The following is a 26296-nucleotide window of genomic DNA, read 5'->3' as shown; positions in this document are numbered from 1 at the left end:
GCGGAACGCCTGCCCACAACGGGGGGTCGTCTTCACGCGGCCACCGCCTTCCGGCGTACCAGGGTCACCAGGAACGGCACCCCGATGAGCGCGGTCATCACACCCGCAGGCACCTCACTGGGCGGAAAGATCACGCGCCCCACGGTGTCGGAGACGAGCAGCATGACGGGTCCGAGGACGGCGGCCATCGGCAGGACCCAGCGATGCCCACTGCCCACGATCGCGCGCGCGATGTGCGGGACGGCGAGCCCGATGAACGCGATGGGTCCGGCCGCCGCGACCCCCGCCCCGGTCAGGACGGTCGCCCCGAGCCCGCCGACGATCCGCACGGTCGCGACCTTCTGGCCGAGCCCCTTGGCGACGTCCTCGCCGAGCGCGAGCGCGTCGAGTCCGCGCGCGACGGACAGCACGAGCACGAGCCCCACCAGCAGGAACGGCCAGATCTGCCCGACGATCTCCGCGTCGCGCCCGGAGAGCGAGCCCACCTGCCAGAAGCGGAACTCGTCGAGAGCCGAGGCCTTGGTGGTGAGGATGCCGGTGGTCACGGACACCAGCAGGGCGTTGATCGCGGCGCCGCCGAGCGCGAGCTTCACGGGGGTCGCCCCGCCCCTTCCGCTCGCGGCGATGGCGTACACCGCGACGGACGCGATGCCCGCGCCGACGAAGGCGTACCAGACGTATCCGGTCAGCGTGTGCACGCCCGCGAACGCGATCGCCATGACCACGCCCACCGAGGCGCCCTGGCTGACGCCGAGGATGCCGGGGTCGGCGATGGGGTTGCGGGTGATGCCTTGCAGGACCGTGCCGGCCAGGGCGAGCGCGGCGCCGACCATCAGGCCGATGAGCGTGCGCGGCACCCGCATCTCGCGGATGACGTCGGCGGCGTCGCTGTGGCCGCCGTGCAGCAGGGCGTCGAGGACGGCGGACGGCGCGATGGCGCGGGCGCCGACGGAGAGGCTGAGCAGGACCGCGATCAGCAGGGCCACGACCGCTGCCGTCATCGCGACGGCGCGTCGGGCTGGCACACGCATCGGCTGCGCTCGATTCGGGTCGGTGGGGCTGAGCGGGAACTTCGGTAAGGCTCGGCTAAGCGTAAGGCCACCGCGGCGCAGGTCATCCGGCCCGCGGGCCTCTGCACAATGGCTGCATGACCTCACGCGCTCTGACCGTCGGCTTCGACCTCGACATGACCCTGATCGACTCCCGCCCCGGCATCAGGAAGGCTTTTCACGCCCTGTCCGCCGAGACCGGAACACCCATAGACGCCGACCTCGCCGTCTCCCGGCTCGGCCCGCCCCTGGAGCAGGAGCTGCGCCACTGGTTCCCCGAGGAGCGCATCCAGGAGATGGCCGACCGCTACCGTGAGATCTATCCCACATACGCCATCGCCCCCACGCTCGCGATGCCCGGCGCCCGAGAGGCCGTGGCGGCCGTGCGCGCCCACGGCGGCCGGGCGATCGTGGTGACCGCCAAGCACGAGCCGAACGCGAAGCTCCACCTGGCGCACCTCGGCATCGAGGCGGACGCGGTGATCGGCTGGCTGTGGGCCGAGGCGAAGGCGGAGGCGCTGCGCGAGCACGACGCGGCGGTGTACGTCGGTGACCACACCGGTGATGTACGCGGCGCGCGTACGGCGGGCGCGCTCTCCGTCGCGGTGGCCACCGGGCCGTGCGACGCAGCGGAACTGCGCGCGGCGGGCGCGGACATCGTGCTCACCGACCTGGCGGGCTTCCCGGCCTGGCTCGACTCCTACGTCGCGGGACCCGTCAAGTAGTCGCGGACTTCGCCTGACGGCGTTGTACGGCGATACCGCGCAGCACGCCCGCCACGGCGACGAGGAATCCGACGCCCATCAGCATGCACACCGCGTACGCGATGGACGGGAAGGGTTCGGTGCCGAGGAACAGTGGGGCCACCGTGACCAGAGTGGCCAGGGCTCCGACGAAGAAGACGATCGCTCCGGCACGGACCAGGCCATCGCCCGGTCCGGCGGAATTCGCTTGGGTTTTGTCACGCACCCCACCAGGGTAGTTCCCAGCGCGAAGGAAGAATCCGGGGACGTCTTGTCACCGGCCCCCGGACCAATAGTCTTGGTTCCGGCGGGTCGGGCGACCCGCTGTAGTGCTATCCAGAGCCGTTTTCCGCGGCATAGACGCGTTCGACGACAAAGTACGAGGACGAGGACTTCAGGTGCCTACCGGCAAGGTCAAGTGGTTCAACAGCGAGAAGGGCTTCGGCTTTCTCTCCCGCGATGACGGCGGCGACGTCTTCGTGCACTCCTCCGTACTGCCCGCAGGTGTCGACACACTCAAGCCCGGCCAGCGCGTCGAGTTCGGCGTCGTCGCCGGCCAGCGCGGTGACCAGGCCCTGTCGGTGACGATCCTCGACCCGACGCCGTCCGTCGCGGCCGCGCAGCGGCGCAAACCGGACGAACTGGCATCCATCGTCCAGGACTTGACGACGCTCCTGGAGAACATCACGCCGATGCTGGAGAAGGGCCGCTACCCCGACAAGGCGTCGGGCGCGAAGATCGCCGGCTTGCTGCGTGCGGTCGCGGACCAGCTGGACGTCTAGGCCGCAGGCCGCAGTCTCACCAGGCCGCAGGCTCAGGGGAACGCGAGCGCGTCCGGCGCGAGGGGCGGTACGAGCCCCTCCGCCGCGGCGCGCGTCAGGAGTCCGCGGATCGCCGCGTGGCCGTTCTCGCCCAGATCGGCCGTGAACTCGTTCACGTACAGACCGATGTGCTGGTCGGCGACGGCCGGGTCCATCTCCTGGGCGTGCTCCTGCACGTACGGGCGCGAGGCCTCGGGGTCGTCCCAGGCCATCCGCACCGAGGTCCGGACGCTGTCCGCGAGCTGCCGCAGACGCTCTTCGCCAAGGGACCGCTTGGCGATGATCGCGCCAAGCGGAATGGGCAGGCCCGTCGTCCGCTCCCAGTGCTCGCCCATGTCGGCAAGGCAGTTGAGCCCGTAGTTCTGATAGGTGAAGCGCGCCTCGTGGATGACGAGCCCGGCGTCGACCTTGCCGTCCCGCACCGCGGGCATGATCTGGTCGAAGGGCAGCACGACGATCTCGCCCACGCCGTCGGGCAGGGTGTCCGCGGCCCAGAGCCGGAACAGCAGGTACGCCGTCGACCTCTCGCTCGGCACTGCGACGGTCTTGCCGGTCAGGTCGGCCCCCGCCTCCCGCGTGAGGACCAGCGGTCCGCAACCACGCCCGAGCGCCCCGCCACAGGGCAGCAGCGCGTACTGGTCGAGGACGTAGGGCAGGACGGCGTACGACACCTTCAGGATGTCGAGCTCGCCGCGCTCGGCCATGCCGTTGGTGATGTCGATGTCGGCGAAGGTGACATCGAGGGCGGGCGCGCCGGGCACCCGGCCGTGCGCCCAGGCGTCGAAGACGAACGTGTCGTTAGGGCAGGGCGAGTAAGCGATCTGCAGCGCGTCCTGCGCGGGGGATTCAGTCATGCCGTTTCCAACTCTCCAGTACGGGCGCGAATTTCCCGAACGCCTCTCCCAGCGCGCCGAGCGCCTCGCCGATCCGCCAGGCCGCGCGGTCCCGTGGCCCGACGGCGTTGGAGATCGCGCGTATCTCCAGGACGGGCAGTGCGTACGCGGCGGCCGCCTCGGCGACGCCGAAACCCTCCATCGCCTCGGCGAGCGCCCGCGGGTGGCGGCGGCGCAGCTCGGCGGCGCGCTCGACGGAGCCGGTCACGGTGGAGACGGTCAGGACGCTGCCGGTGAGCCCGCCACAGGCGGCGGCCAGATCCCGTACGAGGGAAAGCGGCGGCGTATGGGTGACGGCACCGAACCCGAGTTCGGTGACGGGCAGGAAGCCGTCGGGCGTCTCGGCGCCCAGATCGGCCGCGGTGATCTCGTCGGCGAGGACGAGGGAGCCCAGCGGCGCGTCGGGCCCGAAGCCGCCGCCGATCCCGGCGGAGATCACCAGGTCGTACGGGGCGCGCGCGAGGGCGGCCGCCGTGTGCGCCGCGGCTGCCGCGGGGCCGACACCGACGGCGACGGCGTCCATGTGAGGAGGCAGCCGGCCGGCCACCGCGTCCCGTTCGGCGGGGACGGCGGTGGCCACCAGGACGCGAGGGGCGGACGCCGGGGGAGGGGTCAGGAGTCCTTCTTGAGCTTGAACGACCACAGGCCGGTCGCCTTGGCCGTGGAGCCCTTGCCGCCTTCGAGCAGGCTGACGGTGGTGGAGTTCTTGCCGCCGCCGTACTGCTGGTTGAAGAAGACGCTGCCGGGGATGACGACGTAGGTCTTGTTGCTGGCCTCGGTGAGCGGCTGACCGTTCATCAGGAGCGTCCAGCCCTTGTCGGCGACCTCGGGGTCGACGCCGAAGCGGACCTTCTCGTCGGGGTCGACCTTGATGGACTCGACGTCCGTGTCCTTGAGGCAGCCCTGCAGCTGGGACTGCTCGAGCTCCTTGCCGTCGTTGTAGCAGGAGGCCTCGGAGTTCACCGAGTCGCTGCCGACCGTGACGGTGGCGAGCGGCGTCGGCTTGTCGCAGGCCGACAGGACGAGGAGTCCGGCGGAGACAGCGCCAAGGGCGGCCACGGAACGGCGGCGACGCGCCGAGCGGTGAACGAGTGCGGCTCCGCCGCGGAGCAGGGAGGTCATGGGCGAAGGCTATCGGGCACCCGGTGCCGTCCCGCCACGTGGGGGTCGCGGCGTGCCGCCTCCGTCAATTTGTCGTGTTCACTGTCGGGGTCACGCCACCCGCGAGCGGCGCTTCCCGCCGTGCCGGGCCGCCGAGAGCAGACCCCGCACCGTCGAGAACCAGCCGACGGCGACGATCGCGGCGGCCACCGAGAACCCCAGTGACCCGTTCAGCGGCAGCGCCATGCCGATTCCGCCGCCGACCACCCAGGAGACCTGCAGCAGGGTCTCGGAGCGGGCGAAGGCGGAGGTCCGCACTTCTTCCGGCACGTCCCGCTGGATCAGCGCGTCCAGGGAGAGCTTCGACATGGCCTGAGCGAAGCCCGCCACCGCGCCGAGGCAAGCCACGCCCACCGCCCCGAAGAACACCGCCGCGGTGACGGCCACGCCGAGGACGACGCCGACGACGGTCACGATGATGACCTCCGGCGCCCGCGATCTGAGGCCGGCGCCGACGGCGGTGCCGAGCGCGTTGCCGACTCCGGCCGCGACACCCACTATCCCCAGGGACACCGCGGCGCTCTGGCCGCCGAGCGGTTCCTCGCGCAGCAGGAAGGCGAGGAAGAAGATGAGGAAGCCGGACAGACACCGCAGCGCGGCGTTGGCGGTGAGGGCGTGCGTGACGGCGGGCCCGACCGTACGCAGCCCCAGGCGCCGCTTCTTGGACGTGTCCGACGCGGCCTCGGCGCGCGCGTGCAGATGTAGATGCTCCTCGTCGGCAGCGAGCAGCGCCTTGTGCTCGCCCTTGGCCGAGTCGACCTTGGACGGCAGGGAGAGGGAGAGAAGCATGCCGACGATGAAGATCACGAAGGCGCCGTAGAGGGGCCAGCGCGGGCCGAGGGCTTGTAGCCCCGCGCCGATGGGAGCCGCGATCCCGGTCGCGAGAAGCCCGCCGAGCGTGACCCTGGAGTTGGCCTTGACCAGGGAAAAGCCCTTGGGCAGGAGCCGTGGCACCACGGCACTTCTCACGACCCCGTACGCCTTGGAGGCGACCAGGACGCCGAGCGCGGCCGGATAGAGCTCCAGGCTCCCCGTGATCACCGCCTCGGACAACAGCAGGGCGAGGAGGGCGCGGGCCAGCATCGCGGCGGCCATCGCGTACCGGCGGCCGTGCGGGAGGCGGTCCAGGAGGGGACCGATGACGGGGGCGAGGAGGGTGAAGGGCGCCATGGTGATGGCGAGGTAGAGGGCGACACGGCCGCGGGCCTCGTCCGTCGGCACGGAGAAGAAGACGGTCGAGGCGAGCGCGATGGTGATCATGACGTCGCCCGCGCCGTTCACGGCGTGCAGTTCGATGAGCTTGCCGAGGCCCGACTCGCCCGCGCCGTGCGCGTGCGTGGCCTTGCGGATGCCGCGGGCCGTCCCGGTGAAGGGCAGGTGCAGGGCGCGGCCGACCCAGCGGGCGGCCCGGTTCAGCACCGAGCTTCGTCCGCTGTATCCCTGGGACGACGACCTTGCGGTTGCCACCTCGTCATAGTGCCCCCTAAAGGCGCGCTGTACGGGTGGGCGGCGGGAGAAACGCCGCGAAGCGGCGAAACGCTCTGCTCGGTGGGGAGGGCAGCCGCACGCCGGTGTAGGCCCAGGGGCCAGGAGAAGGTAGCGTGCGTAGCGCGCCTGCGGCGGTTGTTCTTGGCCGCGCGCCTCTCGGTCATCCCGCAGAATGGATGACGTAGGTGCGCCCGAGGACGTTCGGGCGCGGACGTCGACGCGGCCCCTTGGTCCGCTCCGTCCGCACCCCCGCGTATGGGTGGCGCACTCGTGAGACGGCGTAATGGAGAAGCGATACCTGTGAGCGCAGCGACAACGCGAAGCCGTACCCCGCGTACCCCGCGTACTCCCGACCGCCTGTGCGCCGAGGCGGTGGGACTGGCCCGTGACGCGGCCGAGGAGGCCGCCGCGCCCGGTGTGGTCGGTGAGCATGTCGAGGTCGTGGTCGAAGGCGACCGCGTCGTCACGCACCTGTTCGAGTGCAAGGAATTCGGCTACCGGGGCTGGCGCTGGGCCGTGACGGTGGCGCGCGCCTCGCGCGCCAAGGTCGTCACGCTCGACGAGACGGTGCTGCTTCCCGGCCCTGACGCCTTGCTGGCCCCCGAGTGGGTGCCGTGGAGCGAGCGTCTGCGCCCCGGCGACATGGGTCCGGGCGACCTCCTGCCGACCGACGCCGAGGACCTGCGCCTCGAGCCCGGCTTCTCGGGCGAGGAGGAGCCGCCGCCGAACTCGGTCTTCTCCGAGGAGATGGCGGAGCTCGCCGACGCGGAGGACGCGGAGGTGACGGCGGGATCGCCCGCCGAGCTGCCGGCGGCGCCGGCGCGTGGCTCCATCGCGGCGCTCGCGGACGAGCTCGGCATGCGCCGGGCGCGTGTCCTGTCCCGGTACGGCCTGCATGCCGCGGCCGATCGCTGGGAGGAATCGCACGGCGCGAAGACGGCGATGGCGCAGGCGGCGCCCGCGTCCTGCGTCAGCTGTGGCTTCCTTGCCCCGATCGGCGGATCGCTCGGGCAGGCGTTCGGGGTGTGCGCGAACGAGTTCGGTCCTGCGGACGGGCACGTGGTGTCCCTCGCGTACGGCTGCGGTGGGCATTCGGAGGCGGCCGTAATGCCTACGCCGTCACGTCCTGCCGCACCGGTCCTCGACGAGACGCGCGTGGATGTGCTGCCTTTGCGTCCTGCTGCTGACTCGGGGTCGGTTCCGTTGGAGGGTGGGGCGGAGGACTTGGGCCATAGCTGAGGTTTCCCGGGGGGCCTTGGGGGGGCTTGGGGTGGGCTGGGCTGGGCTGGGCTGGCACCCGGCGGGTGGGGCTGGGCTTGGGCTGGCCTAGCACTGGCTCGCTGCGGGTGGGGCTGGCGCCCTGCGGGTGGGGCTGAGGCTGGAACGGGGCTGGGGCGGGCGTCTGTTCTTGGCCGGCGACTCGGCGCTGCTCCCTACCCGCGCTCCGCGCGGACGCCTCCCACCCACGCACCCGCTCGGCGCGGTTGCCTCGCACCCACGCACCCGCTCCGCGCGGACGCCTCGCACCCACGCACCCGCTCCGCGCGGACGCCTCGCACCCACGCACCCGCTCCGCGCGGACGCCTCGCACCCATGCGCCCAGTCCGCGCGGATGCCTCCGACCCGCGCACCCGCGCTGCGCGGATGCCTCCCACCCACCCACCCGATCGCCCCGTAGCCGCACGGGGTGCCGTGGGGTGTGGCGCCGGGGGCGTCCTACATCAGCGCTTCCCAGCTTCGTAATGCCCGCGTTCCGCGCGATTTTTTCCCACCCACCCACCCGATTACCCCGCGGTGCACGGGGTGCCGTGGGAGGAACGCGGGATTGCCTTGCCTCGGCGGCCCTCTGCTGCTTCGCGTCCGCGCTTCGCGCGGATTTTTCCCCGCCCACCCACCCGATACCCCGTGGTGCGCGGGGAGGCGTGGGATGGGCATGCGTCTGCTCTCTGTCTGCGGCCCGCCCCTGCTCCACGCCGCGCTCCGCGCGGATTTCTCCCGCCCACCCACCCGTTGCCCCGGGGTGGCGTGGGAGGGGGTGCGCGTTTCCTGTCTGTCTGCGGCCCGGCGCTGCTCCATGCCGCGCTCCGCGCGGATACTTCCCGCCCGCCCACCCGTTTGCCCGGCAGCGATTGGCTACGGGGTGCTCGGGTGAGCGGGTGGGGTGTTTCCACCGGTCCGCGGTTTGGGACTTTCGCGCCACCGAGGGCCCCTACGTGGGGGTTCGTGCTGCGGGGCGCACGGGTGGGTGGGCGGGAAGGATCCGCGCGGAGCGCGGGAATGTGTCCACCGGCCCGCAGGTCGGGATGCCTCGCGCCACGGAGGGTTCCTGCGCGAGGCGTGGTGCTGCGGGGCGCTCGGGTAGGTGGGCGGGAAAGGTTCCACCGGTTCGCGGGTCAGGACTGAGGGTTCCTGCGTGGGGGGTGGTGCTGCGGGGTGCTCGGGTGGGTGAGGAAGGTCCGCGCGGAGCGTGGGGAGGGGTCCGCCGGGCTGCAGGTCGGTGGACTGCTCGCGCCACGGAGGGTTCCTGCGCGAGGCGTGGTGCTGCGGGGTGCTCGGGTGGGTGGGCGGGAAGGATCCGCGTGGAGCGCGGGAAAGTGTCCACCGGTCTGCGGTTTGGGACTTTCGCGCCACCGAGGGTTCCTGCGTGGGGTTAGTGCTGCGGGGTGTCCGGGTGGGTGGGCGGGAAGGATCCGCGCGGAGCGCGGGAAAGTGTCCACCGGTCCGCGGGTCGGGACGCCTCGCGCCACCGAGGCCCCTGCGCGAGGGTTCGTGCTGCGGGGTGCTCGGGTGGGTGGGTGGGGAAGGTCCGCGCGGAGCGCGGGGAGGGGTCCGCCGGGCTGCAGGTCGGTGGACTGCTCGCGCCGCGAAGGGGTCCTACGTGAGGAGTGGTGTCGCGGGGTGCTCGGGCGGCGGGTGGGAAAACCCGCGCGGAGCGCCGGGAGGTTTCTACCCGCAGGTTTGCGCTGCGGGGTGCTCGGGCGGGTGGGTGGGGAGGATCCGCGCGGAGCGAGCATGGGGGAGGTGTCCGACGGGCGCGGGGTCGCCCCGCGTCCGGGGAGGTGCTGGTCGGCGGGGGCCGCCCCGCGCCCGCGGAGGCGATGGTCCGCGGGGTCGCCCCGCCCCCCGGGGGCAACGGTCCGTGGGGGTCGCCCCGCGCCCGGGGAGGTGCTGGTCGGCGGGGGTTGCCCCGCGCCTGGGGAGGCGATGGTCCGCGGGGGTCGCCCCGCCCCCGGGGCATGGCCGACGGGCCCCGGGGATGGCCGACGGGCCCCGGGGGTGCCCCGCCCCCCGGGGGGATGGTCCGGGGGTCGCCCCGCCCCCGGGGGTAATGATCAGTGGGGGTCGCCCCGCCTCCCCCGGGAGCGATGATCCGGGGGACGCCCCACCCCCCCCGGGGGGGCAATGGTCCGCGAAGGTCGTCCCGCCCCCGGCGAGACCCCGCGCTGCCAGGCGAAACCGCACGACGCGGTACCGTTCGCCCCGCGAACCGAGCGAGGGAGACGACACCGTGAGCAAGACCGTGCGGCCGGCGGCCGAGGGTACTGACCCGTTCGGCACGGCACGGCTCCGCCGGGGAGTCCTCGACGCCTGGGCGGCGAGCCCGGCCCGCTTCCGGGAGGACGCGAACGCCGAGGAAGACCTCGCCCTCGGCGGCTACCGCGACCGCCTGATCGTCGAACTCGCCCAGAACGCCGCCGACGCCGCAGCCCGCGCCGGCGCCCCGGGACGACTCGCCCTCACCCTCCGGGACGGCGTACTCGCCGCCGCCAACAGCGGCGCCCCCCTCGACGCCACCGGCGTCGAATCCCTCTCCACCCTCCGCGCCTCCGCCAAGCGGGAGGAGCAGAACAACGGCGCCGTAGGCCGCTTCGGCGTCGGCTTCGCCGCCGTCCTCGCCGTCTCCGACGAGCCCGCCCTCGTGGGGCGTACGGGTGGCGTCCGCTGGTCGTTGAGCGAGGCGCGGGAACTCGCCGCCGACACCGCCCGGTTCAGCCCGGGGCTCGGGGACGAGATCCGCAGGCGCGACGGCCACGTACCCCTGCTGCGGCTGCCCTTCGCCGCCGAAGGGTCCGCCCCGGAGGGGTACGACACCGTCGTCATCCTGCCGTTGCGTGACGCCGCCGCCGAGGACCTCGTCGTGCGGCTTCTCGACGGGATCGATGACGCGCTGCTCCTCGCCCTGCCCGGCCTTGAGGAAGTAGTCGTCCAAGTCGCGGACCAGACGCCCCGCACCCTCCGCCGTACCTCCGAGCCCGGCTACGTCGACGTCTCCGACAGCCGTGACGGCGACACCCGCTGGCGCACCGTAAGTCAGCAAGGGTCCCTGGAGCAGGGCCTCCTCGCCGACCGGCCCGTCGAGGAGCGGCTGCGCCCCCACTGGTCCGTCACCTGGGCCGTCCCCACCGACCGCGACGGTGCCCCGCAGGCTCCCCGCAGCGCCCCCGTCCTGCACGCGCCGACCCCGAGTGACGAGCCCCTCGGCGTGCCCGCCCTGCTCATCGCCTCGTTCCCGCTCGACACCACCCGGCGGCACGCGGCGCCCGGCCCCCTCACCGACTTCCTCGTGCAGCGCGCGGCCGACGCGTACGCCGAACTCCTTGCCGACTGGCGGCCCGTCGGGGAAGCCATCATCGGGCTCGTCCCCGGCCCGCTCGGCAAGAGCGAGTTGGACGGCGCCCTGCGCCAGGCCATCCTCGACCGGCTGCCTCGTACGGCCTTCCTGCCGCCCGCGGTGGAGGCCGTGCCCCAAGAGGACCCCGACGTGCCCGAGTGGCAGGTCCCCGTCGCGTTGCGGCCGCGTGACGCCGAGGTCGTGGAGGGCGCGGGCGCCGACACCGTACGTGTGCTGGCCGATGTGCTGCCGTGCCTGTTGCCCGCAGGACTTGAGCGGCGCGCCGAGCTGCGCACCCTCGGTGTCGCCCGCGTCCCGCTGACGGAGGCCATCGACCGCCTCGCGGGCCTTGAGCGGGAGCCGGAGTGGTGGCACCGGCTGTACGAGACGTTGGCCGGGGTCGATCCCGATCGGCTCACCGGGCTTCCCGTTCCGCTCGCTGGGGGCGCCTCCCAGGCTTTCGGCTCTGGGGGAGGCCGTACCACCATCGGTCCGCGGCAGGTCCTTCTGCCCGTCACCGGCGACGACGGCGATCCGGCCGCGCTCGTCCGTCTCGGTCTCAAGGTCGCCCACCCTGACGCCGTGCATCCCCTCCTGGAGAAGCTCGGCGCCCTGCCCGCCACGCCCCGCGCCGTTCTGACGACCCCGCAGGTCCGCGCCGCCGTCGCCGCCTCACTCGACGACGACACGTGGGACGAGGACGCCCTGGACGCCGACGAGCTCGCGGACATCGTGCTCGCGCTCGTCCGTGACGCCAACCTCGCGCCCGGCGACGAGCCCTGGCTCGGCGCGCTCGCCCTCCCCGACGACGAGGACGGCGACCTCGCGCCCGCCGGTGAACTCGTCTTCCCCGGCAGCCCCTTCGCCCAGGTCATGCGCGAGGACGAACTCGCCACGGTGGACGCCGAACTCGCCGAGCGCTGGGGCGAGCAGCCGCTCGCCGCGTGCGGGGTGCTCGCCACCTTCGCGCTCGTCCGCGCCACGGACGTCGTACTCGACCCCGATGAACTCGACCCGCGCGAGGGCGACTTCGCCGAGCCTGACGACGCGGGGCTGCTCGACGCGGTCGACGTGTGGTGCGAGGACACGCTCGACCGGCTGCCGGAGACTCCCGTGCCGCCCGTCGCCACCGAGATCATCGCCGTACGGGACCTGGACCTGGTCGACGACGACTGCTGGCCGCAGGCCCTGGCGATGTTGTCGCTCCCGCCGTTGCGGGACGCGTTGACGCAGCCGCTGCGGGTGCTGCTGCCGGACGGCACGACGGAGAGCGTCCGTTCGTACACGGCGTGGTGGCTGCGGGGGAATCCCGTGCTCGGCGGGCGGCGTCCCGCCGGTCTGCGGGCCACGGGCGGCGATCCGCTGCTCGAAGGGCTCTACGACGCGGCCGACGCGTCCGGCTTCGACGACGAGCAGGTGCTGCGGGCGCTCGGCGTCCGTACGTCGGTCGCCGCACTCCTCGCGGAGCCGGGCGGCGCCGCCGAGCTGCTCGAACGGCTCGCGGACCCGGAGAGGACCGTTTCGGCGGCGCAGCTGCACGCGCTGTACGGGGCTCTGGCCGATCTGGATCCGGAGCAGGTGACGTTGCCGGACGAGGTGCGGGCCGTGGTGGACGGAGAGGTCGTGGTCGTCGACGTGGCGGACGCGGTTGTCGCCGACGCGCCTGATCTGTTGCCGCTGGCCGGGGGTGTGGCGCTGCTGCCGGTGGAGCCGCGCAGGGCGGGGGACTTGGCCGAGCTGTTCCAGGTACGTCGGCTGAGCGAGACCTCGGCGGTGGAGCCTGCGGGGGAGGGGGCGGAGCATCCGGTGCCGGAGTCGGTACGTCTCCTGCTGGGCCCCGCGACTCCGGGGACGTACGTCGAGCACGAGGAGCTGGTTGCCGGGGGTGTCGAGCTGGACTGGCGTCGGAGCCCGGACGGCACGGTCCATGCCGCCACCCTTGAGGGCGTCGCGGCGGGGCTTGCCTGGGCGGCGGGGCAGTGGCCTCGGCGGTTCGAGGTGGCGGCGTTGCTTGAGGATCCTTCGCGGACGGAGGAGTTGGAGCGGGACCGGTGGTTTGACTGAGGGGGGTGTGGGGGGCGGGTGGTTTGTGGCTGATCGCGCCGTTCCTCGCGCCCCTTTGGTACCTGCGGTTCGTCGCTGCCCGCGGGTGGCTTGTGGCTGGTCGCGCCGTTCCTCGCGCCCCTTGGGGACCGGCGGTTCGTCGCTGCCCGCGGGTGGGTCGTGGCTGGTCGCGCCGTTCCTCGCGCCCCTTGGGGACCGGCGGTTCGTCGCTGCCCGCGGGTGGCTTGTGGCTGGTCGCGCCGTTCCTCGCGCCCCTTGGGGACCGGCGGTTCGTCGCTGCCCGCGGGTGGCTTGTGGCTGATCGCGCAGTTCCCCGCGCCCCTTAGGGACCGGCGGTTCGTCGTTGTCCGCGGGTGCGTGGGGGCTGGTTGCGCAGTTCCCCGCGCCCCTTGGGGGGGCGTCGGTTCGTTGTCGGGTGCGAGTTCGTCGTGGTTGATCGCGCAGTTCCTCGCGCCCCTCAGGCACCTCCGGTTCGTCGTTGTCCGCGGGTGCGTGGGGGCTGATCGCGCCGTTCCTCGCGCCCCTCAGGCACCTCCGGTTCGTCGTTGTCCGCGGGTGCGTGAGGGCGCGCCGTTCCTCGTGTCCCTTCGGGGGCGGAAGGTTGTAGTCCAGATCTCGGTCACTAAATCTTCACTTCTCGTACAACCAGACCGGCAACTCGTGGGTCTGATCTTGCGAGTCAACAGACTCCTAGATCACCGGGCCCCGCGTGACAGCCCCCACGCACCGCGGAGCCCCTTCCCACCTGGGGAAACACATGCGCATCCGTGCCACCGTGGCCGTACTGACCGGCACCCTGGCTCTGTCCGCTCTCGTCGTGCCCGCCGCTCAGGCGGCCGATGAGCCGAACGCCCCGAAGTTCGCGCCCTTCGCCGCCGACATGCCGCTCGACGAGGTCGTCGGCGACACCAAGATCACGAAGGTCACCGTCAACGGCGGCAAGGACATCGTGCTCGGTACCACCGAGAAGAAGAAGGTCACCATCGCCGTGACCGCGACCGACCCCTCGGGGATCATCGCCGGCAGTGCTTTCCTGTGGCACGGCACGGACGTCGAGGCCGACATCGACGGTCTCATCTTCCCGGACGAGCTCATGGCCGACTGCAAGGTCGTGAACGCCACCACGTCCACGTGCACGTCCACCGTCGTGGTCGACCCGAAGGTCGACCTCTGGAGCAACACCCTGGCCGGCAAGTGGAAGGTCTCGGCCAGCGCGTACGGCGACGACGGTGACTACGTGGCCAAGGACGAGCTCGCTTCGGACGCCCGTATGCAGCGCAACGCCCGCCTCACCACCAACGCCTCCCCCGAGCCCGTCAAGAAGGGCAAGACCCTCACCGTCACCGGCGCCCTCACCCGCGCCAACTGGGAGACCTCCAAGTACGCGGGCTACACCAGCCAGCCGGTGAAGCTTCAGTACAAGAAGAAGGGTGCGACCTCCTACTCCACCCTGAAGACCATCACGTCCGACTCCAAGGGCAACCTGAAGACGACCGTGAAGGCCTCCGCGGACGGCTACTTCCGTTACGTCTTCGCCGGTACGTCCACGACCCCGGCCGTGACGTCGACCGGCGACTTCGTCGACGTCAACTAGTTCTCACACGCTGGTTCCCACGCGCGTACCTACGCCGGAAAGCGGCGGCCGACCCAGCGGAAGATGACCTCGATGATCAGTGAGGCCACCGCCGCGACCGCGACCGCTGCCCACGGCATCGTCGTGCCGACCAGCTTCAGCTGGAAGAAGTCCTGGAGCCACGGAACGGTGAGCACCAGCAGGAAGCCGAGACCCATCGTGCCGATCAGGCCGAGCCGCCACCATGTGTAGGGGCGGGCGATGATCGCGAGGACCCACATGGCGATCAGGAACAGCGCCAGCGTGGCCGCGCTGGTCTCGGCTTCCCGCGCTCCCGCGCCCGAGTAGTGGCTCCGGGCGAGGAGGTACGTGCAGAACGTCGCCACGCCCGCGACGACCCCGCCCGGGATCGCGTACCGCATGACCCTTCGTACGAAGTGGGGCTTGGCCCGCTCCTTGTTGGGCGCCAGGGCCAGGAAGAAGGCCGGGACGCCGATCGTCAGGGTGGAGAGGAGGGTGAGGTGGCGGGGCAGGAACAGGTACTCCACCTGCGAGCAGACCACCAGGAGTGCGATGACGACCGAGTAGACCGTCTTCACCAGGAACAGCGTCGCCACCCGCGTGATGTTGCCGATGACCCGGCGGCCCTCCGCGACCACCGAGGGCAGCGTCGCGAAGCTGTTGTTCAGGAGCACGATCTGGGCGACCGCCCGCGTCGCCTCGGAGCCCGAGCCCATGGAGACGCCGATGTCGGCGTCCTTGAGGGCCAGGACGTCGTTCACGCCGTCGCCCGTCATCGCGACCGTGTGGCCGCGTGACTGCAGAGCGCCCACCATGTCGCGCTTCTGCTGCGGGGTGACCCGGCCGAAGACGGAGTTGGCGTCCAGGGCCTCGGCCATCTCGCCCTGGTCAGTGGGGAGTTTGCGGGCGTCCACGGTGTTCTCGGCGCCCGGCAGGCTCAGCTTCCCGGCGACCGCGCCCACGGAGACCGCGTTGTCGCCCGAGATGACCTTCGCGCTGACGTCCTGCTCCTCGAAATACCGCAGGGTGTCGGCGGCGTCCGGGCGCAGCCGCTGCTCCAGGACGACCAGGGCGGTCGCGCGGGCCCCCTCGGCCACGTCCGGGTCGTCCAGTTCACCGGCGGCGCGGGCCAGGAGCAGTACGCGCAGGCCCTGCTGGTTGAGGTCCTCGATCTCGGCGAGGGACGGGTCACCGTCGGGCAGCAGCACGTCCGGGGCGCCGAGCAGCCACGTCGAGTCGCCGCCGTCGCCCTCGCTGAAGGAGGCGCCGCTGTACTTGCGGGCCGAGGAGAAGGGCAGCGACTCGGTGCAGCGCCACTCCTCGCTGTCGGGGTAGGCGTCGATGATCGCCTGGAGCGAGGCGTTGGGCCGCGGGTCGGATTCCCCCAGGGCGCCGAGCACCTTTCGTACGTACGCCTCGTCCGTGTCGCCCAGCGGGCGCAGCTCGGTGACGTCCATGCCGCCCTCGGTGAGGGTGCCGGTCTTGTCGAGGCAGACCGTGTCGACGCGGGCCAGGCCCTCGATCGCGGGGAGTTCCTGCACGAGGCACTGCTTGCGGCCGAGCCGGATGACGCCGATCGCGAAGGCGACCGACGTGAGGAGCACGAGCCCCTCGGGGATCATGGGGACGATGCCGCCCACGGTGTAGGCGACGGACTCCTTGAAGTTGTCGTCCTTGACGACGAGCTGGCTGATGATGAGGCCGATCGAGGTCGGGACCATCAGCCACGTCACGTACTTGAGGATCGTGGAGATGCCCGTGCGCAGCTCGGAGTGGACGAGCGTGAAGCGGCTGGCCTCCTCGGCGAGCTGCGCCGCGTACGCCTCGCGGCCGACCTTCGTGGCGGTGAACGCGCCGCCGCCCGCGACCACGAAGGAGCCCGACATCATCTTGTCGCCGGGCTTCTTGATGACCGGGTCGGCCTCACCGGTCAGGAGGGACTCGTCGACCTCGAGGCTCTCGGTCTCGACCGCCTCGCCGTCCACGACGATCTTGTCCCCCGGCCCCAGTTCCACCAGGTCGCCGAGGACGATCTCGGAGGTGGAGATCTCGGCCGCCGTGCCGTCGCGCCGCACGGTGGGTTTGGCCTCGCCGATGACCGCGAGTCCGTCCAGGGTCTTCTTGGCGCGCAGCTCCTGGATGATGCCGATGCCCGTGTTGGCAATGATCACGAACCCGAAGAGGGAGTCCTGGATCGGCGCGACGAAGAGCATGATCACCCAGAGCACGCCGATGATCGCGTTGAAGCGCGTGAAGACGTTCGCCCGGATGATCTCGGTGGTGGACCGGGAGCTGCGGATGGGTACGTCGTTCACCTCGCCGCGTGCGACCCGCTCGGCGACCTCGGCGGCGGTCAGACCCGTCGCGCGTCCGGTGGGCGGTGCCACCGGGTGGACCGGGTCGAGCTCGGCGCCCGCGTCGATATGCGTCATGGCATCGACGGTACGGGCGGGGCGTGGGCTTCACCCCTTGAGTGGCCCAAAGATCCGACCACGGTAGGAGACGGACCGTCCCGTGGTCGTACCGCAGTCCCGTGGTCGCGCGGGCGGCCGCGCGACGAACGGACTACTCGGCGGCGGGGGCCGCCTTGCGTGCCGCGTCCCGCTTGATCGCCGCGTCGCGGCCCCGCACGTACCAGATGCCGATCAGGCCGAGGCCCGCTCCGGCCAGGCAGGTCCACACCCACCAGGTGGCGTCGTGGTCGTCGAACCAGCCGTAGAACGGCAGCTGCACCAGGAAGAGGACGAACCAGAGGATCGTGCCGCCCGTGATGGTGGCGACGACGGGGCCCTCCAGGGGCTCGGGCGCCTCGTGCTTGGGGGTCCACTTCTCCATGCGCCTAGCTTACGAGCAGTCGGGGCGGGCTCCCGCGGGGGTCGGTCCGCCCTGGCGGCACAAGGGTCTACGCGCGGAGATAGCGAATTCCCCTTCATGTATTCATACTGAAACCGCTCGTTAATGGCTGGTTGTTTTCGTAAGAACAAACAAATCGATCATTGCCCACCACTTGACGATCTTCCCCCTTTCTCTGCGTTTCTCTGAGTCCACGAGGTCCCGCATGCCTTCCTCGGCCACCACCCCGGTCGACGCCAGCAAAGAGCCGCCGAAGCCCCCGCAGGGTGGCATCGACGGCTTCTTCAAGATCACCGAGCGGGGTTCCACCCTCGTCCGTGAGGTCCGAGGCGGCTTCGCCACCTTCTTCGCGATGGCCTACATCATCGTGCTGAACCCGATCATCCTGGGCAGCGCGAAGGACATGTACGGGCACCAGCTCGACAACGGCCAGCTGGTGACCGCGACCGCCGTGGTGGCCGCCTTCACCACGCTGCTCATGGGCGTCATCGGCAACGTCCCGATCGCGCTCGCCGCCGGTCTCGGCGTGAACACCGTGGTCGCCCTCCAGCTCGCGCCCCGCATGTCGTGGCCCGACGCGATGGGCATGGTCGTCCTCGCGGGCTTCGTCGTGATGCTGCTCGTGGCGACCGGACTGCGGGAGCGCGTGATGAGCGCCGTGCCGCTCGGTCTGCGCAAGGGCATCGCGATCGGCATCGGCCTCTTCATCATGCTGATCGGCCTCGTCGACTCCGGCTTCGTCTCGCGCATCCCGGACGCCGCGCACACCACGGTCCCGCTGCAGCTGGGCGGCGACGGGCACCTCAACGGCTGGCCCGTGCTCGTCTTCGTGCTCGGCGCGCTGCTCACCCTCTGCCTGATCGTGCGCAAGGTGCCGGGCGCGATCCTCATCAGCATCGTCGTCATGACCATCGTCGCGATGGTCATCAACGCGGTCGCGAAGGTGCCCTCCTGGGGCCTGACGACGCCCGAGTGGCCCGGCAACCCCGTCGCGACCCCGGACTTCGGCCTGGTCGGTCAGGTCAGCCTGTTCGGCGGCTTCGAGAAGGTCGGACTGCTCACCGGCATCCTCTTCGTCTTCACCGTGCTCCTGTCGTGCTTCTTCGACGCCATGGGCACGATCATGGGCGTCGGCGACGAGGCCAAGCTGACCGACGCCAACGGCAACATGCCGGGCATGAACAAGGTCCTGTTCGTCGACGGCATCGCGGTCGCCGCGGGCGGCGCCTCGTCCTCCTCGGCCACCACCTGCTTCGTGGAGTCCACGGCGGGCGTCGGCGAGGGCGCGCGTACGGGCTTCGCCAACATCGTCACCGGCGGTCTCTTCACCGTGGCGCTGTTCCTCACGCCCATCGCGACGATGGTCCCGTCGCAGGCGGCCACGCCCGCGCTGCTCGCGGTCGGCTTCCTGATCCTGTCCGGCTCGATCGGCCAGATCGACTGGGCGGACTTCACCATCGCGATCCCGGCGTTCCTGACGATGGTGATGATGCCGTTCACGTACTCGATCACGAACGGCATCGGCATCGGTTTCATCAGTTTCACCGCGCTGCGTCTGGCCTCGGGCCGCGGCCGCGAGGTGCCGGCCGCGATGTACATCGTGTCGGCCGTCTTCGCCTTCTACTACCTGATGCCGGCGCTCGGCCTCACGTAAGGGCGCGTATCGCGTGAATGCCTACGGGGCGGCCATCAGGCCGCCCCGTAGAACTTTTCCGTCTCCTCGACGGCGCTCTGGAAGCGCTCGTCGAAGTCACCACGGATGAGCGTCCCGACCACGTAGTCCTGGACGCTCATTCCCCTCTTGGCGGCGTGCTGCTTGAGCCGGTCGAGCAGCTCACCGTCTATTCGCAGGCTGAGCACTGTCGATCCCATGCGTGCCAGGGTCCCCGCCGTTCCGCGGGCCGCGTCTCACTTTCCGCGGCCACCTCACTCATATGGGTGACGAAAGGGTTCCGTGACCCTTGTCGCGGGAAACCAGGTGGTCTTTAGCTAGAGTAATGAGTTACTCTAACGAACATGCCGGACCTCTCCCATGGTGACGACGCCGCCGCCGTGAACTCCCTGCGCTCCGCCGTGATGCGCCTGTCCCGTCGACTCAAGCACCAGCGGGTCGACGAGTCGCTGAGCCCCACCGAGATGTCGGTGCTCGGCACCCTCGCCCGCTGCGGCCACGCCACCCCCGGTGAGCTGGCCCGCAAGGAACACGTGCAGCCGCCGTCGATGACCCGCATCGTCGCGCTGCTCGAAGCCAAGGGTCTCGTCCGGCTCGAGCCGCACCCGGAGGACCGCCGCCAGAAGGTGGTGACCCAGACGGAGACGGCCGAGGCCATGCTCGAGGAGAGCCGCCGCAAGCGGAACGCCTGGCTGGCCGGCCTGGCCGAGCACCTCGACGAGGACGAGTGGGCGCGACTGCGCGCCGCCGCCCCCGTCCTGGAGAAGCTCGCGCACTTGTAAGCAGCGGGCAGCACGACCAGCACGAGACCAGCACGACCAGTACCACCAGTACGACGCCAAGGAGGCGAACGCACTTTGAGTACGGGATCCGGAGCAGACTCCGCCCCCGCACCAACCACCCTCGACAAGACCCCTGCCGCCAAGCAGTCGATGTTCAGCTCGCTGAAGATCCGCAACTACCGGCTCTTCGCCTCCGGCGCCGTTGTCTCCAACACCGGCACGTGGATGGCGCGCATCACCCAGGACTGGCTGGTCCTGAGCCTCACAGGCTCCTCGGCCGCGGTCGGCATCACCACCGCGATGCAGTTCCTGCCGATGCTCCTGTTCGGCCTCTACGGCGGTGTCATCGCCGACCGCTTCGCCAAGCGGAAGCTGCTCTTCTGCACCCAGGGCGCGATGAGCATCAGCGGCCTGTTCCTGGCGGCGCTCACCCTGAGCGGCAACGTCCAGGTCTGGCACGTCTACCTCGCGGCCTTCTTCACGGGCCTCGTCACGGTCGTCGACAACCCGACCCGGCAGTCCTTCGTGTCCGAGATGGTGGGACCCGACCAGGTCCGCAACGCCGTCTCGCTGAACTCGGCGAACTTCCAGTCCGCCCGCCTCATCGGCCCCGCCGTGGCGAGTGGTCTCACCGCCGCCGTCGGACCCGGCTGGGCGTTCCTCGCCAACGGCCTGTCCTTCCTCGCGCCGCTCACCGGCCTGATGCTGATGCGCACCCGCGAGCTGCACCCCACCCCGCGCAAGCCGCGCGGCAAGGGGCAGCTGAGGGAGGGCCTGAACTACGTCTCCAAGCACCCCGAGCTGATCTGGCCGATCGTCCTCGTCGGCTTCGTCGGCACCTTCGGGTTCAACTTCCCGATCTGGCTGAGCGCCTTCGCGGACGACATCTTCCACGGCGGCGTGGGGATGTACGGCCTGTTCAACACCCTGATGGCGATCGGCTCCCTCGCGGGCGCGCTGCTCGCCGCCCGCCGCGGGACCTCACGCCTGAGGCTGCTCGCCGGGGCCGCGATCGCCTTCGGCGTGCTGCAGATCGTGGCCGCGTTCGCGCCCGAGCTCTGGATGTTCGTCGCACTGATCGTGCCCATCGGCATCCTGGGCCTGACGGTGAACGTCACCGCCAACTCCTCGGTCCAGATGGCCACCGACCCCGAGATGCGGGGCCGCGTCATGTCCCTCTTCATGATGGTCTTCACCGGCGGCACGCCGCTCGGCGGCCCGCTCTTCGGCTGGCTCGCCGACGCGTACGGGGTGCGCGTGAGCATGGCCGCCGGCGGCGTCATCTGCGCCGTGGCCGCGGTCGGGGTCGGCCTGATGCTGGCCCGCGCCGCGAACCTGCGGCTCAAGGTGGATCTGCGGCGCGGGCAGCAGCACGTGCAGTTCGTGCCGCGGGAGCTGGCGACGGCGGCGTGAGCGGCTGCCCGGTCAGACCCGCCGGGCCAGGATCTGGCCCGGCCAGGTGCCGTCCTGCTCGACGAAGGACTCGGTCCGCGTGAAGCCGTTGCGCTCGTAGAACGCGACGAGCTTGCCGTCGCCGCCCGCGTAGCAGTCGACCCGGAGCAGGGAGACCCCCTGTCTCCGGGTTTCCTCTGCCGCGTGCGCCAGGAGGGCGGCTCCCGCCCCTGTCCCGTGCCGGGAGGCCAGCAGATGGATGTAGCGCTCCGGCTCGTCCACCGGGTCGATGTACGACCCCGGGCCGTCGGTCAGCGTGAGCGTGCCGACCGGCAGTCCACCGATCTCCGCGATCCAGGGGGAGCCGGTGGTCACGTACTTCTCGACCAGAGCGATGGTCTTCGGATTGGCCGACCAGGGCTTGTCGCCCCACTGCCCGGTACGCCCCTGCGAGACCAGCCAGGCGACGGCCTCGTCGAACAGGGCGAGAACGGTGGGGATGTCGTCGGGACCGGCGGGCCGGATGGCTATGTGGCTGTGGCTGTCCATGCGGCTTTCTCTCCCCCACCCCGCCCCTTCCCGAAACTGGGGAGGTGGTCGGTCGACGGCCGTTGGCCGGGGCCGGTTAACCTCGACCACGTGGACCCGAAAACCAGGAACCGGATCATGGCCGGTGTGCTCGTGCTGATGTTCGTCGTCGTGGCGGTGGCGGCCGCGGTCGGCCAGTGAGGCGATGACCGCGGCCGCACGCACGCCCTGATCACCCGCTGATCACCCGCTGATCAGTCGCCGATCAGTCGCTGATCACCAGGCGAAGGACTCCGGCGAGGGCCCCGGCCCCGGGAAGATCTCGTCCAGGGAGTCGAGCAGCTCGGCCGGGAGTTCCAGCTCGACGGCGCGCAGTGCGCTGGTGAGCTGCTCCGACGTACGCGGCCCGACGATCGGCCCGGTGATGCCGGGCCGGGTGAGCAGCCAGGCGAGCGCCACCTCACCCGGCGCGAGGCCGTGCTTGTCGAGCAGGTCCTCATACGCCTGGACCTGCGCGCGCACCTCGGGCTTCGCCAGATCCTGGGCGGCGCGTCCGCCGGTACGCCGCTTGCCCTCGCCCTCCTTCTTCAGGACGCCGCCGAGCAGCCCGCTGTGCAGCGGCGACCAGGGGATGACGCCGAGGCCGTAGTCCTGGGCGGCCGGGATCACCTCCATCTCGGCGCTGCGCTCGGCGAGGTTGTAGAGGCACTGCTCGCTGACGAGGCCGTAGCTGCCGCGGCGCGCGGCGATCTCGTTGGCCTGGGCGATCTTGTATCCGGGGAAGTTCGATGAACCCGCGTAGAGGATTTTGCCCTGGGTGATGAGGGTATCGATCGCCTGCCAGATCTCCTCGAACGGAGTGCGGCGGTCGATGTGGTGGAACTGGTAGATGTCGATGTAGTCGGTCTGCAGGCGCTTGAGGGAGGCCTCCACCGACCGGCGGATGTTGACCGCGGAGAGCAGGTCGTGGTTGGGCCACGCGGGCTTTCCGTCCAGGGCCATGTTCCCGTACATCTTGGTGGCGAGGACGGTCTTGTCCCGTCGGTCGCCGCCCTGCGTGAACCACGTGCCGAGGATCTCCTCGGTGCGGCCCTTGTTCTCGTCCCACCCGTAGACATTGGCGGTGTCGAAGTAGTTGATGCCCGCGTCGAGCGCGGCGTCCATGATCGTGTGGCTGTCGGGCTCGTTGGTCAGTGGCCCGAAGTTCATGGTCCCGAGCACGAGTCGACTGACCTTGAGTCCTGTGCGTCCCAGCTGCGTGTACTTCATGGGTGCCAAGCCAACGACTTGGAGTGCGCTCTATGCAAGGGTGCGCGCCCCGCGGGGGATCACGAACCGCCGAGCCAGCCCGCCGCGTCGAGGCGGAACGCGTCCGGCGGCACGACCGTGCGCAGGTCGTCCTGGAGCGTGCGCAGGCGCCCCGCGCCGAGCTGACCGGCCCACTCCGCGTGCAGCGCGTCGAAGATCGCCGCCGAGCGGCGCAGTGCGTCGATGCCGTGCGGGGTGAGGCGGACGAGCTTGCGGCGGGCGTCGGCGGGGTCGTCGGTGCGTTCCGCGTAGCCCAGGGTGATGAGGCGGTCGACGGTCTTGCCCGCGGCCTGCTTGGAGACGCCGAGCCGCCGGCCCACCTCGCTGGCGCTCGCGCCCCGTACGCCGATCGCCTGCATCGCGAAGCCGTGGGCGGGGCGTACGTCCGGGTGGCCCTGGCGGGCCAGCTCGGAGTGCAGGCGGTCGATCAGGGTGCGGAACCCGGCGAAGAGGAGCAGCGGCAGCTCGAAGCCACGCCCGTCGCTGTCGTCGCCTGCGCCGCGCCCGTCGCTGTCGTCGCCGTCCGCCGAAAGGCCCTTGCCGGAATCGACAACCTGGTTTACCTTCTTATCGTCAACCACGTTGTCCATCGTAGGGGGTACCTCTTGTTCACCGAGCACACCGCGGAAACCGCACCGGCCGCGTCCCGCGCCGCGATCGAGCGCACCGCCACCGCCTTCGGGAAGACGCCGAACGCGGTGGCGCGGCTCGCCGAGTCGCCCGAACTGCTCAACGGCTTCCTGGAGTTGAGCGCGTCCTTCGAGGGGTCGACGCTGGAGCCGGTGGCGCGGGAAGTCGTCGTCATGACCGTCGCCGTGCGCAACGACTGCCACATCTGCGTGACCATGCACACGGGCAAGCTGCGCAAGCTCGGCGCGGACACGGAGCTGATCGCCGCGCTGCGTGAGGGGAAGGCGCTGACCGACGAACGCCTGGAGGCGGTACGGCAGTTCACCCTGGAGGTGCTTGCGACCGCGGGAGGCGTGGGGGACGACGACCTCAAGGCATTCCTCGCCCACGGCTACACGAAGCGCAACGCCCTCGAAGTCGTCCTCGGCATCGGCACGTACACGATGTCAACCCTGGCGAACCGGCTGACGCGGGCCACGTGACGGGGCTTCCCCCGGCTTTCCGGGGGAGCGCGGCCGGTACATCACCCACCGCAGCGCCACCTCCACCGGCCCCCGCAGCCCCGCCCGCTCCATCGCGAACGCCCCCGCGACCGTCAGCAGCCACACGCCCACCGCGAACAACGCCATGGTCGCGCTCGTCAGATGCTCGCCGAGGCCGAGGCCCCACGCGGCGAGGACCGGGGCGAAGAGCAGGGAGTGGGCGAGGTAGCAGGAGAGCGAGCGCTTCCCGACGGCGGAGACGGCGGTGACGGCGGTCGAGGCGACGACGGCCGCACCCGCCTTCCTCCCCGCGCGGCGGGACCCGCGCCTGGTCCACCACGCCACGAACAGCGCCACGACCGCCACGTACCCGAGCCCGGCCGCGTTCCCCGTGACGTCCCGCAGCACGGTCAGCGCCCCGCTCTCGCTCTGGGCGTCGTCCGGCACGGTGATCACCCCGACGTGGGCGAGTGCCGAGGGCAGCGCACCCAGCCACCCCACCGCGATGCCGATCACGGCGGTCCGGCGCAACAGGGGCAGGTGGCGCGCGGGTTCCTCCAGCACGCGCTTCCTGGCGGCCCAGAAGCCGAGCAGGAAGATGAGGTAGGCGCCACCCACCAGTGACAGCGGGGCCGCGGCGAAGGTGACGAACAGGCCGGTCGAGAAGCGGGTGCCCGCAGCCGTCAGCCAGTTCGCCTCACCCGCGCCGTACGCCTCGGCCCCCGGCTCCGCGCCCGCGTCGCCCAGGGATCCCAACTCGCCGGACAGGGCCGCCTCGACGACCGGCTGCGCGGCGAGCAGCACGTACTGCGCGGCGGCGACCCAGATCCACCAGGTCAGCGCGCGGTCACCGCGCCGCAGGAAGAGCCAGCCGAGGACGAGACTGATCAGCCCGTAGAAGCCGACGATGTCCCCGCCCATCAGCAGGGTGGCGTGCAGCAGACCGATGACGACCAGACAGAGACTGCGCCTTCGCAGCAGCCGTACGGCGTCCCGTTCGGAGGTCCCCGCGGCCTTCTGGCGCAGGAAGAGCTGCATCATCCCGTACCCGAAGAGGAACGCGAAGAGCGGATAGACGCGCAGGTCGAGGGCGGTGATCATGCTGAACTGCACGGCGTGATCGGCCCATCCGCCGTCCACCGGCTGCCACCCGGAAGGCCCGTGCCGGGCCGCCGTCAGATGGAACGCGGTGTTGGAGAGCACGATGAACAGCAGCATCAGCCCCCGCGCGAGGTCGGGCGCGAGTGCCCGCTCCCCGGGGGGCACGGCCGCGGGGCGGGGCGCGTGCGCTTCGGACCGTGGCGGGGCGTCATCAGTGCTCTCGACCGTCATACCGGCACGCTAGAAAGACGAATCCTGCCCGGACATCAGCCTTTCGTCCAGCCCCGGCAGCCGAAGGGATACGACCCCTGTTTCAGGCGGTGGTCGAAAGTTCGGCGGGTGCTGGATGCGTCGGCCCGTACGGTGTGCCCAGGCCCCACGCCTGGTGCATGGCGTCCGCGAAAGCCGCCGCCAGCTTGTGTTCGCCGCTCGCGTTCGGGTGCGTGCCGTCGTACGTGTCGTGGTCGATGTCGTACGACGGCGGCGTCGAGGCCAGGAGCAGTGGGGAGGTGCCCGTGTCGAGGTCCGCTGCCGCCTTCGCGAGGAGCACGTTGAAGCGGAACACCTCCGCCGCGAACGGCGCGTCCGTCCTGGCCCGGATGTTCGGGATGACCGGGAGCAGGACGAGGCGGATGCGCGGGTTGGCCGACCTCGCCGCCGAGACGAAGCGGCGTACGTTCTCCGCCGTCTGTTCCGCGTTCGTGTAGAAGCCCAGGTCGATCAGGCCGAGGGAGATGAGCAGGACGTCGGGGCGGTCCTCCCGGACCGCGTCCGCTATCTGGGGCGCCATGTGCAGCCAGCCCTCGCCCCACCCCGCGAAGTGGTGGCGGGGGAAGTCGGGGTCGCTGCCGGCGTAGGCGTACGAGACCGGTTCGCCGGAGACCTTGTCGTGCAGCGCGTCGCGCGGGCCCACCACCGCGAAACCCTCCTCGCCGAGCGAGGACCGCAGGTGCTGCCACATCCGGTGGCGCCAGGTGTGTTCCCCCGCGCTGCCGATCGTCATGGAGTCGCCGACGAACATGAACCTGAGCATCCGCTCATCATCGCGGATCAAAGCCCCGGCCTGCGATGTGAGGCCGGCCACCCGATGTGAGGCTCAACACCCGGCGAACGTCCGTCCCTG

Annotated in this window: 23 protein-coding genes; 9 read left to right on the top strand and 14 right to left on the bottom strand. The window is 71.2% G+C overall.

Going from position 1 to position 26296, the window contains the following annotated elements; all coding sequences use genetic code 11:
- Positions 1-32 precede the first annotated feature (32 nt).
- On the bottom strand, positions 33-1031 hold the full coding sequence (locus AB0M70_RS20965) for an iron ABC transporter permease (RefSeq protein ID WP_365821464.1): 999 nt from the start codon (positions 1029-1031) through the stop codon (positions 33-35).
- A 116-nt stretch (positions 1032-1147) separates the two neighbouring features.
- Here AB0M70_RS20965 and AB0M70_RS20960 point away from each other — a divergent pair, with 116 nt between their 5' ends.
- The gene (locus AB0M70_RS20960) at positions 1148-1774 is read left to right on the top strand and encodes an HAD hydrolase-like protein (RefSeq protein ID WP_365821463.1); all 627 of its coding nucleotides are present in this window, start codon (positions 1148-1150) and stop codon (positions 1772-1774) included.
- Here AB0M70_RS20960 and AB0M70_RS20955 read toward each other — a convergent pair.
- Positions 1767-2018: a hypothetical protein gene (locus tag AB0M70_RS20955; protein WP_363211920.1), complete on the bottom strand. Its 252-nt coding sequence runs from the start codon at positions 2016-2018 to the stop codon at positions 1767-1769. The two genes, AB0M70_RS20960 and AB0M70_RS20955, sit on opposite strands and share 8 nt — an antisense overlap.
- A 172-nt stretch (positions 2019-2190) precedes the next feature.
- Between AB0M70_RS20955 and AB0M70_RS20950 the strand changes: the two genes are divergently transcribed.
- Positions 2191-2574: a cold-shock protein gene (locus tag AB0M70_RS20950; protein WP_055701393.1), complete on the top strand. Its 384-nt coding sequence runs from the start codon at positions 2191-2193 to the stop codon at positions 2572-2574.
- 32 nt (positions 2575-2606) lie between these two features.
- On the opposite strand, the gene AB0M70_RS20945 is transcribed toward AB0M70_RS20950, so the two are convergent.
- From AB0M70_RS20945 to AB0M70_RS20930, 4 genes are all read right to left on the bottom strand, one after another.
- Entirely contained in the window at positions 2607-3467 is an 861-nt protein-coding gene (locus tag AB0M70_RS20945) for a 1,4-dihydroxy-6-naphthoate synthase (RefSeq protein WP_365821462.1), read from the bottom strand.
- Positions 3460-4149, bottom strand: coding sequence for a futalosine hydrolase (locus tag AB0M70_RS20940; RefSeq protein ID WP_365821461.1), 690 nt, complete (start codon positions 4147-4149; stop codon positions 3460-3462). The genes AB0M70_RS20945 and AB0M70_RS20940 overlap by 8 nt, the downstream gene beginning before the upstream one ends.
- The gene (locus AB0M70_RS20935) at positions 4119-4628 is read right to left on the bottom strand and encodes a DUF2771 domain-containing protein (protein WP_365821460.1); all 510 of its coding nucleotides are present in this window, start codon (positions 4626-4628) and stop codon (positions 4119-4121) included. Before AB0M70_RS20935 ends, AB0M70_RS20940 begins: the two co-directional genes overlap by 31 nt.
- Before the next feature lie 90 nt (positions 4629-4718).
- The gene (locus AB0M70_RS20930; protein ID WP_365821559.1) at positions 4719-6086 is read right to left on the bottom strand and encodes an MFS transporter; all 1368 of its coding nucleotides are present in this window, start codon (positions 6084-6086) and stop codon (positions 4719-4721) included.
- Positions 6087-6455: 369 nt separating this feature from the next.
- Between AB0M70_RS20930 and AB0M70_RS20925 the strand changes: the two genes are divergently transcribed.
- From AB0M70_RS20925 to AB0M70_RS20915, 3 genes are all read left to right on the top strand, one after another.
- A complete protein-coding gene (locus tag AB0M70_RS20925; RefSeq protein ID WP_365821459.1) occupies positions 6456-7394 on the top strand; it encodes a DUF3027 domain-containing protein in 939 nt (312 codons plus the stop codon).
- Positions 7395-9663: 2269 nt separating this feature from the next.
- Positions 9664-12831 carry a molecular chaperone Hsp90 gene (locus AB0M70_RS20920; RefSeq protein ID WP_365821458.1) on the top strand — a complete coding sequence of 1056 codons (3168 nt, stop codon included), beginning with the start codon at positions 9664-9666 and terminating at the stop codon, positions 12829-12831.
- Positions 12832-13588: 757 nt separating this feature from the next.
- On the top strand, positions 13589-14425 hold the full coding sequence (locus AB0M70_RS20915) for a calcium-binding protein (protein WP_365821457.1): 837 nt from the start codon (positions 13589-13591) through the stop codon (positions 14423-14425).
- Between the two features lie 29 nt (positions 14426-14454).
- On the opposite strand, the gene AB0M70_RS20910 is transcribed toward AB0M70_RS20915, so the two are convergent.
- Both AB0M70_RS20910 and AB0M70_RS20905 read right to left on the bottom strand, forming a co-directional pair.
- Entirely contained in the window at positions 14455-16857 is a 2403-nt protein-coding gene (locus AB0M70_RS20910) for a cation-translocating P-type ATPase (protein WP_365821456.1), read from the bottom strand.
- 133 nt (positions 16858-16990) lie between these two features.
- Entirely contained in the window at positions 16991-17260 is a 270-nt protein-coding gene (locus AB0M70_RS20905; RefSeq protein ID WP_365821455.1) for a DUF2530 domain-containing protein, read from the bottom strand.
- Positions 17261-17483: 223 nt separating this feature from the next.
- Between AB0M70_RS20905 and AB0M70_RS20900 the strand changes: the two genes are divergently transcribed.
- Positions 17484-18932, top strand: a complete 1449-nt coding sequence (locus AB0M70_RS20900) for an NCS2 family permease (protein WP_365821454.1) — start codon at positions 17484-17486, stop codon at positions 18930-18932.
- 35 nt (positions 18933-18967) lie between these two features.
- Here AB0M70_RS20900 and AB0M70_RS20895 read toward each other — a convergent pair whose 3' ends face one another.
- Positions 18968-19150, bottom strand: coding sequence for a ribbon-helix-helix protein, CopG family (locus AB0M70_RS20895; RefSeq protein WP_363211910.1), 183 nt, complete (start codon positions 19148-19150; stop codon positions 18968-18970).
- A gap of 144 nt (positions 19151-19294) precedes the next feature.
- Here AB0M70_RS20895 and AB0M70_RS20890 point away from each other — a divergent pair, with 144 nt between their 5' ends.
- Both AB0M70_RS20890 and AB0M70_RS20885 read left to right on the top strand, forming a co-directional pair.
- On the top strand, positions 19295-19732 hold the full coding sequence (locus AB0M70_RS20890) for a MarR family transcriptional regulator (protein ID WP_249589249.1): 438 nt from the start codon (positions 19295-19297) through the stop codon (positions 19730-19732).
- 75 nt (positions 19733-19807) lie between these two features.
- Positions 19808-21145, top strand: a complete 1338-nt coding sequence (locus AB0M70_RS20885) for an MFS transporter (protein ID WP_365821453.1) — start codon at positions 19808-19810, stop codon at positions 21143-21145.
- 12 nt (positions 21146-21157) lie between these two features.
- On the opposite strand, the gene AB0M70_RS20880 is transcribed toward AB0M70_RS20885, so the two are convergent.
- The 3 genes from AB0M70_RS20880 to AB0M70_RS20870 all read right to left on the bottom strand — a co-directional run bounded on the left by AB0M70_RS20880 (position 21158) and on the right by AB0M70_RS20870 (position 23550).
- Positions 21158-21673, bottom strand: coding sequence for a GNAT family N-acetyltransferase (locus AB0M70_RS20880; protein WP_365821452.1), 516 nt, complete (start codon positions 21671-21673; stop codon positions 21158-21160).
- 255 nt (positions 21674-21928) lie between these two features.
- Entirely contained in the window at positions 21929-22921 is a 993-nt protein-coding gene (locus AB0M70_RS20875) for an aldo/keto reductase (protein ID WP_365821451.1), read from the bottom strand.
- A 59-nt stretch (positions 22922-22980) separates the two neighbouring features.
- Complete coding sequence (locus AB0M70_RS20870) at positions 22981-23550, bottom strand: MarR family winged helix-turn-helix transcriptional regulator (protein WP_365821450.1); 570 nt, start codon at positions 23548-23550, stop codon at positions 22981-22983.
- Between the two features lie 15 nt (positions 23551-23565).
- Here AB0M70_RS20870 and AB0M70_RS20865 point away from each other — a divergent pair, with 15 nt between their 5' ends.
- The gene (locus AB0M70_RS20865) at positions 23566-24072 is read left to right on the top strand and encodes a carboxymuconolactone decarboxylase family protein (protein WP_365821449.1); all 507 of its coding nucleotides are present in this window, start codon (positions 23566-23568) and stop codon (positions 24070-24072) included.
- On the opposite strand, the gene AB0M70_RS20860 is transcribed toward AB0M70_RS20865, so the two are convergent.
- Both AB0M70_RS20860 and AB0M70_RS20855 read right to left on the bottom strand, forming a co-directional pair.
- Positions 24037-25404, bottom strand: a complete 1368-nt coding sequence (locus AB0M70_RS20860; protein WP_365821448.1) for a DUF418 domain-containing protein — start codon at positions 25402-25404, stop codon at positions 24037-24039. The genes AB0M70_RS20865 and AB0M70_RS20860 overlap by 36 nt on opposite strands.
- Positions 25405-25486: 82 nt before the next feature.
- On the bottom strand, positions 25487-26206 hold the full coding sequence (locus AB0M70_RS20855) for an SGNH/GDSL hydrolase family protein (protein ID WP_365821447.1): 720 nt from the start codon (positions 26204-26206) through the stop codon (positions 25487-25489).
- Positions 26207-26296 lie beyond the last annotated feature (90 nt).

Origin of the sequence: Streptomyces sp. NPDC051214 (assembly GCF_040682375.1) — a bacterium.
In the GTDB taxonomy this organism is placed as follows: Bacteria; Actinomycetota; Actinomycetes; order Streptomycetales; family Streptomycetaceae; genus Streptomyces.
The sequence above is the reverse complement of the archived record's forward strand: the minus strand, read 5'-3'. Positions and strand labels throughout refer to the sequence as shown.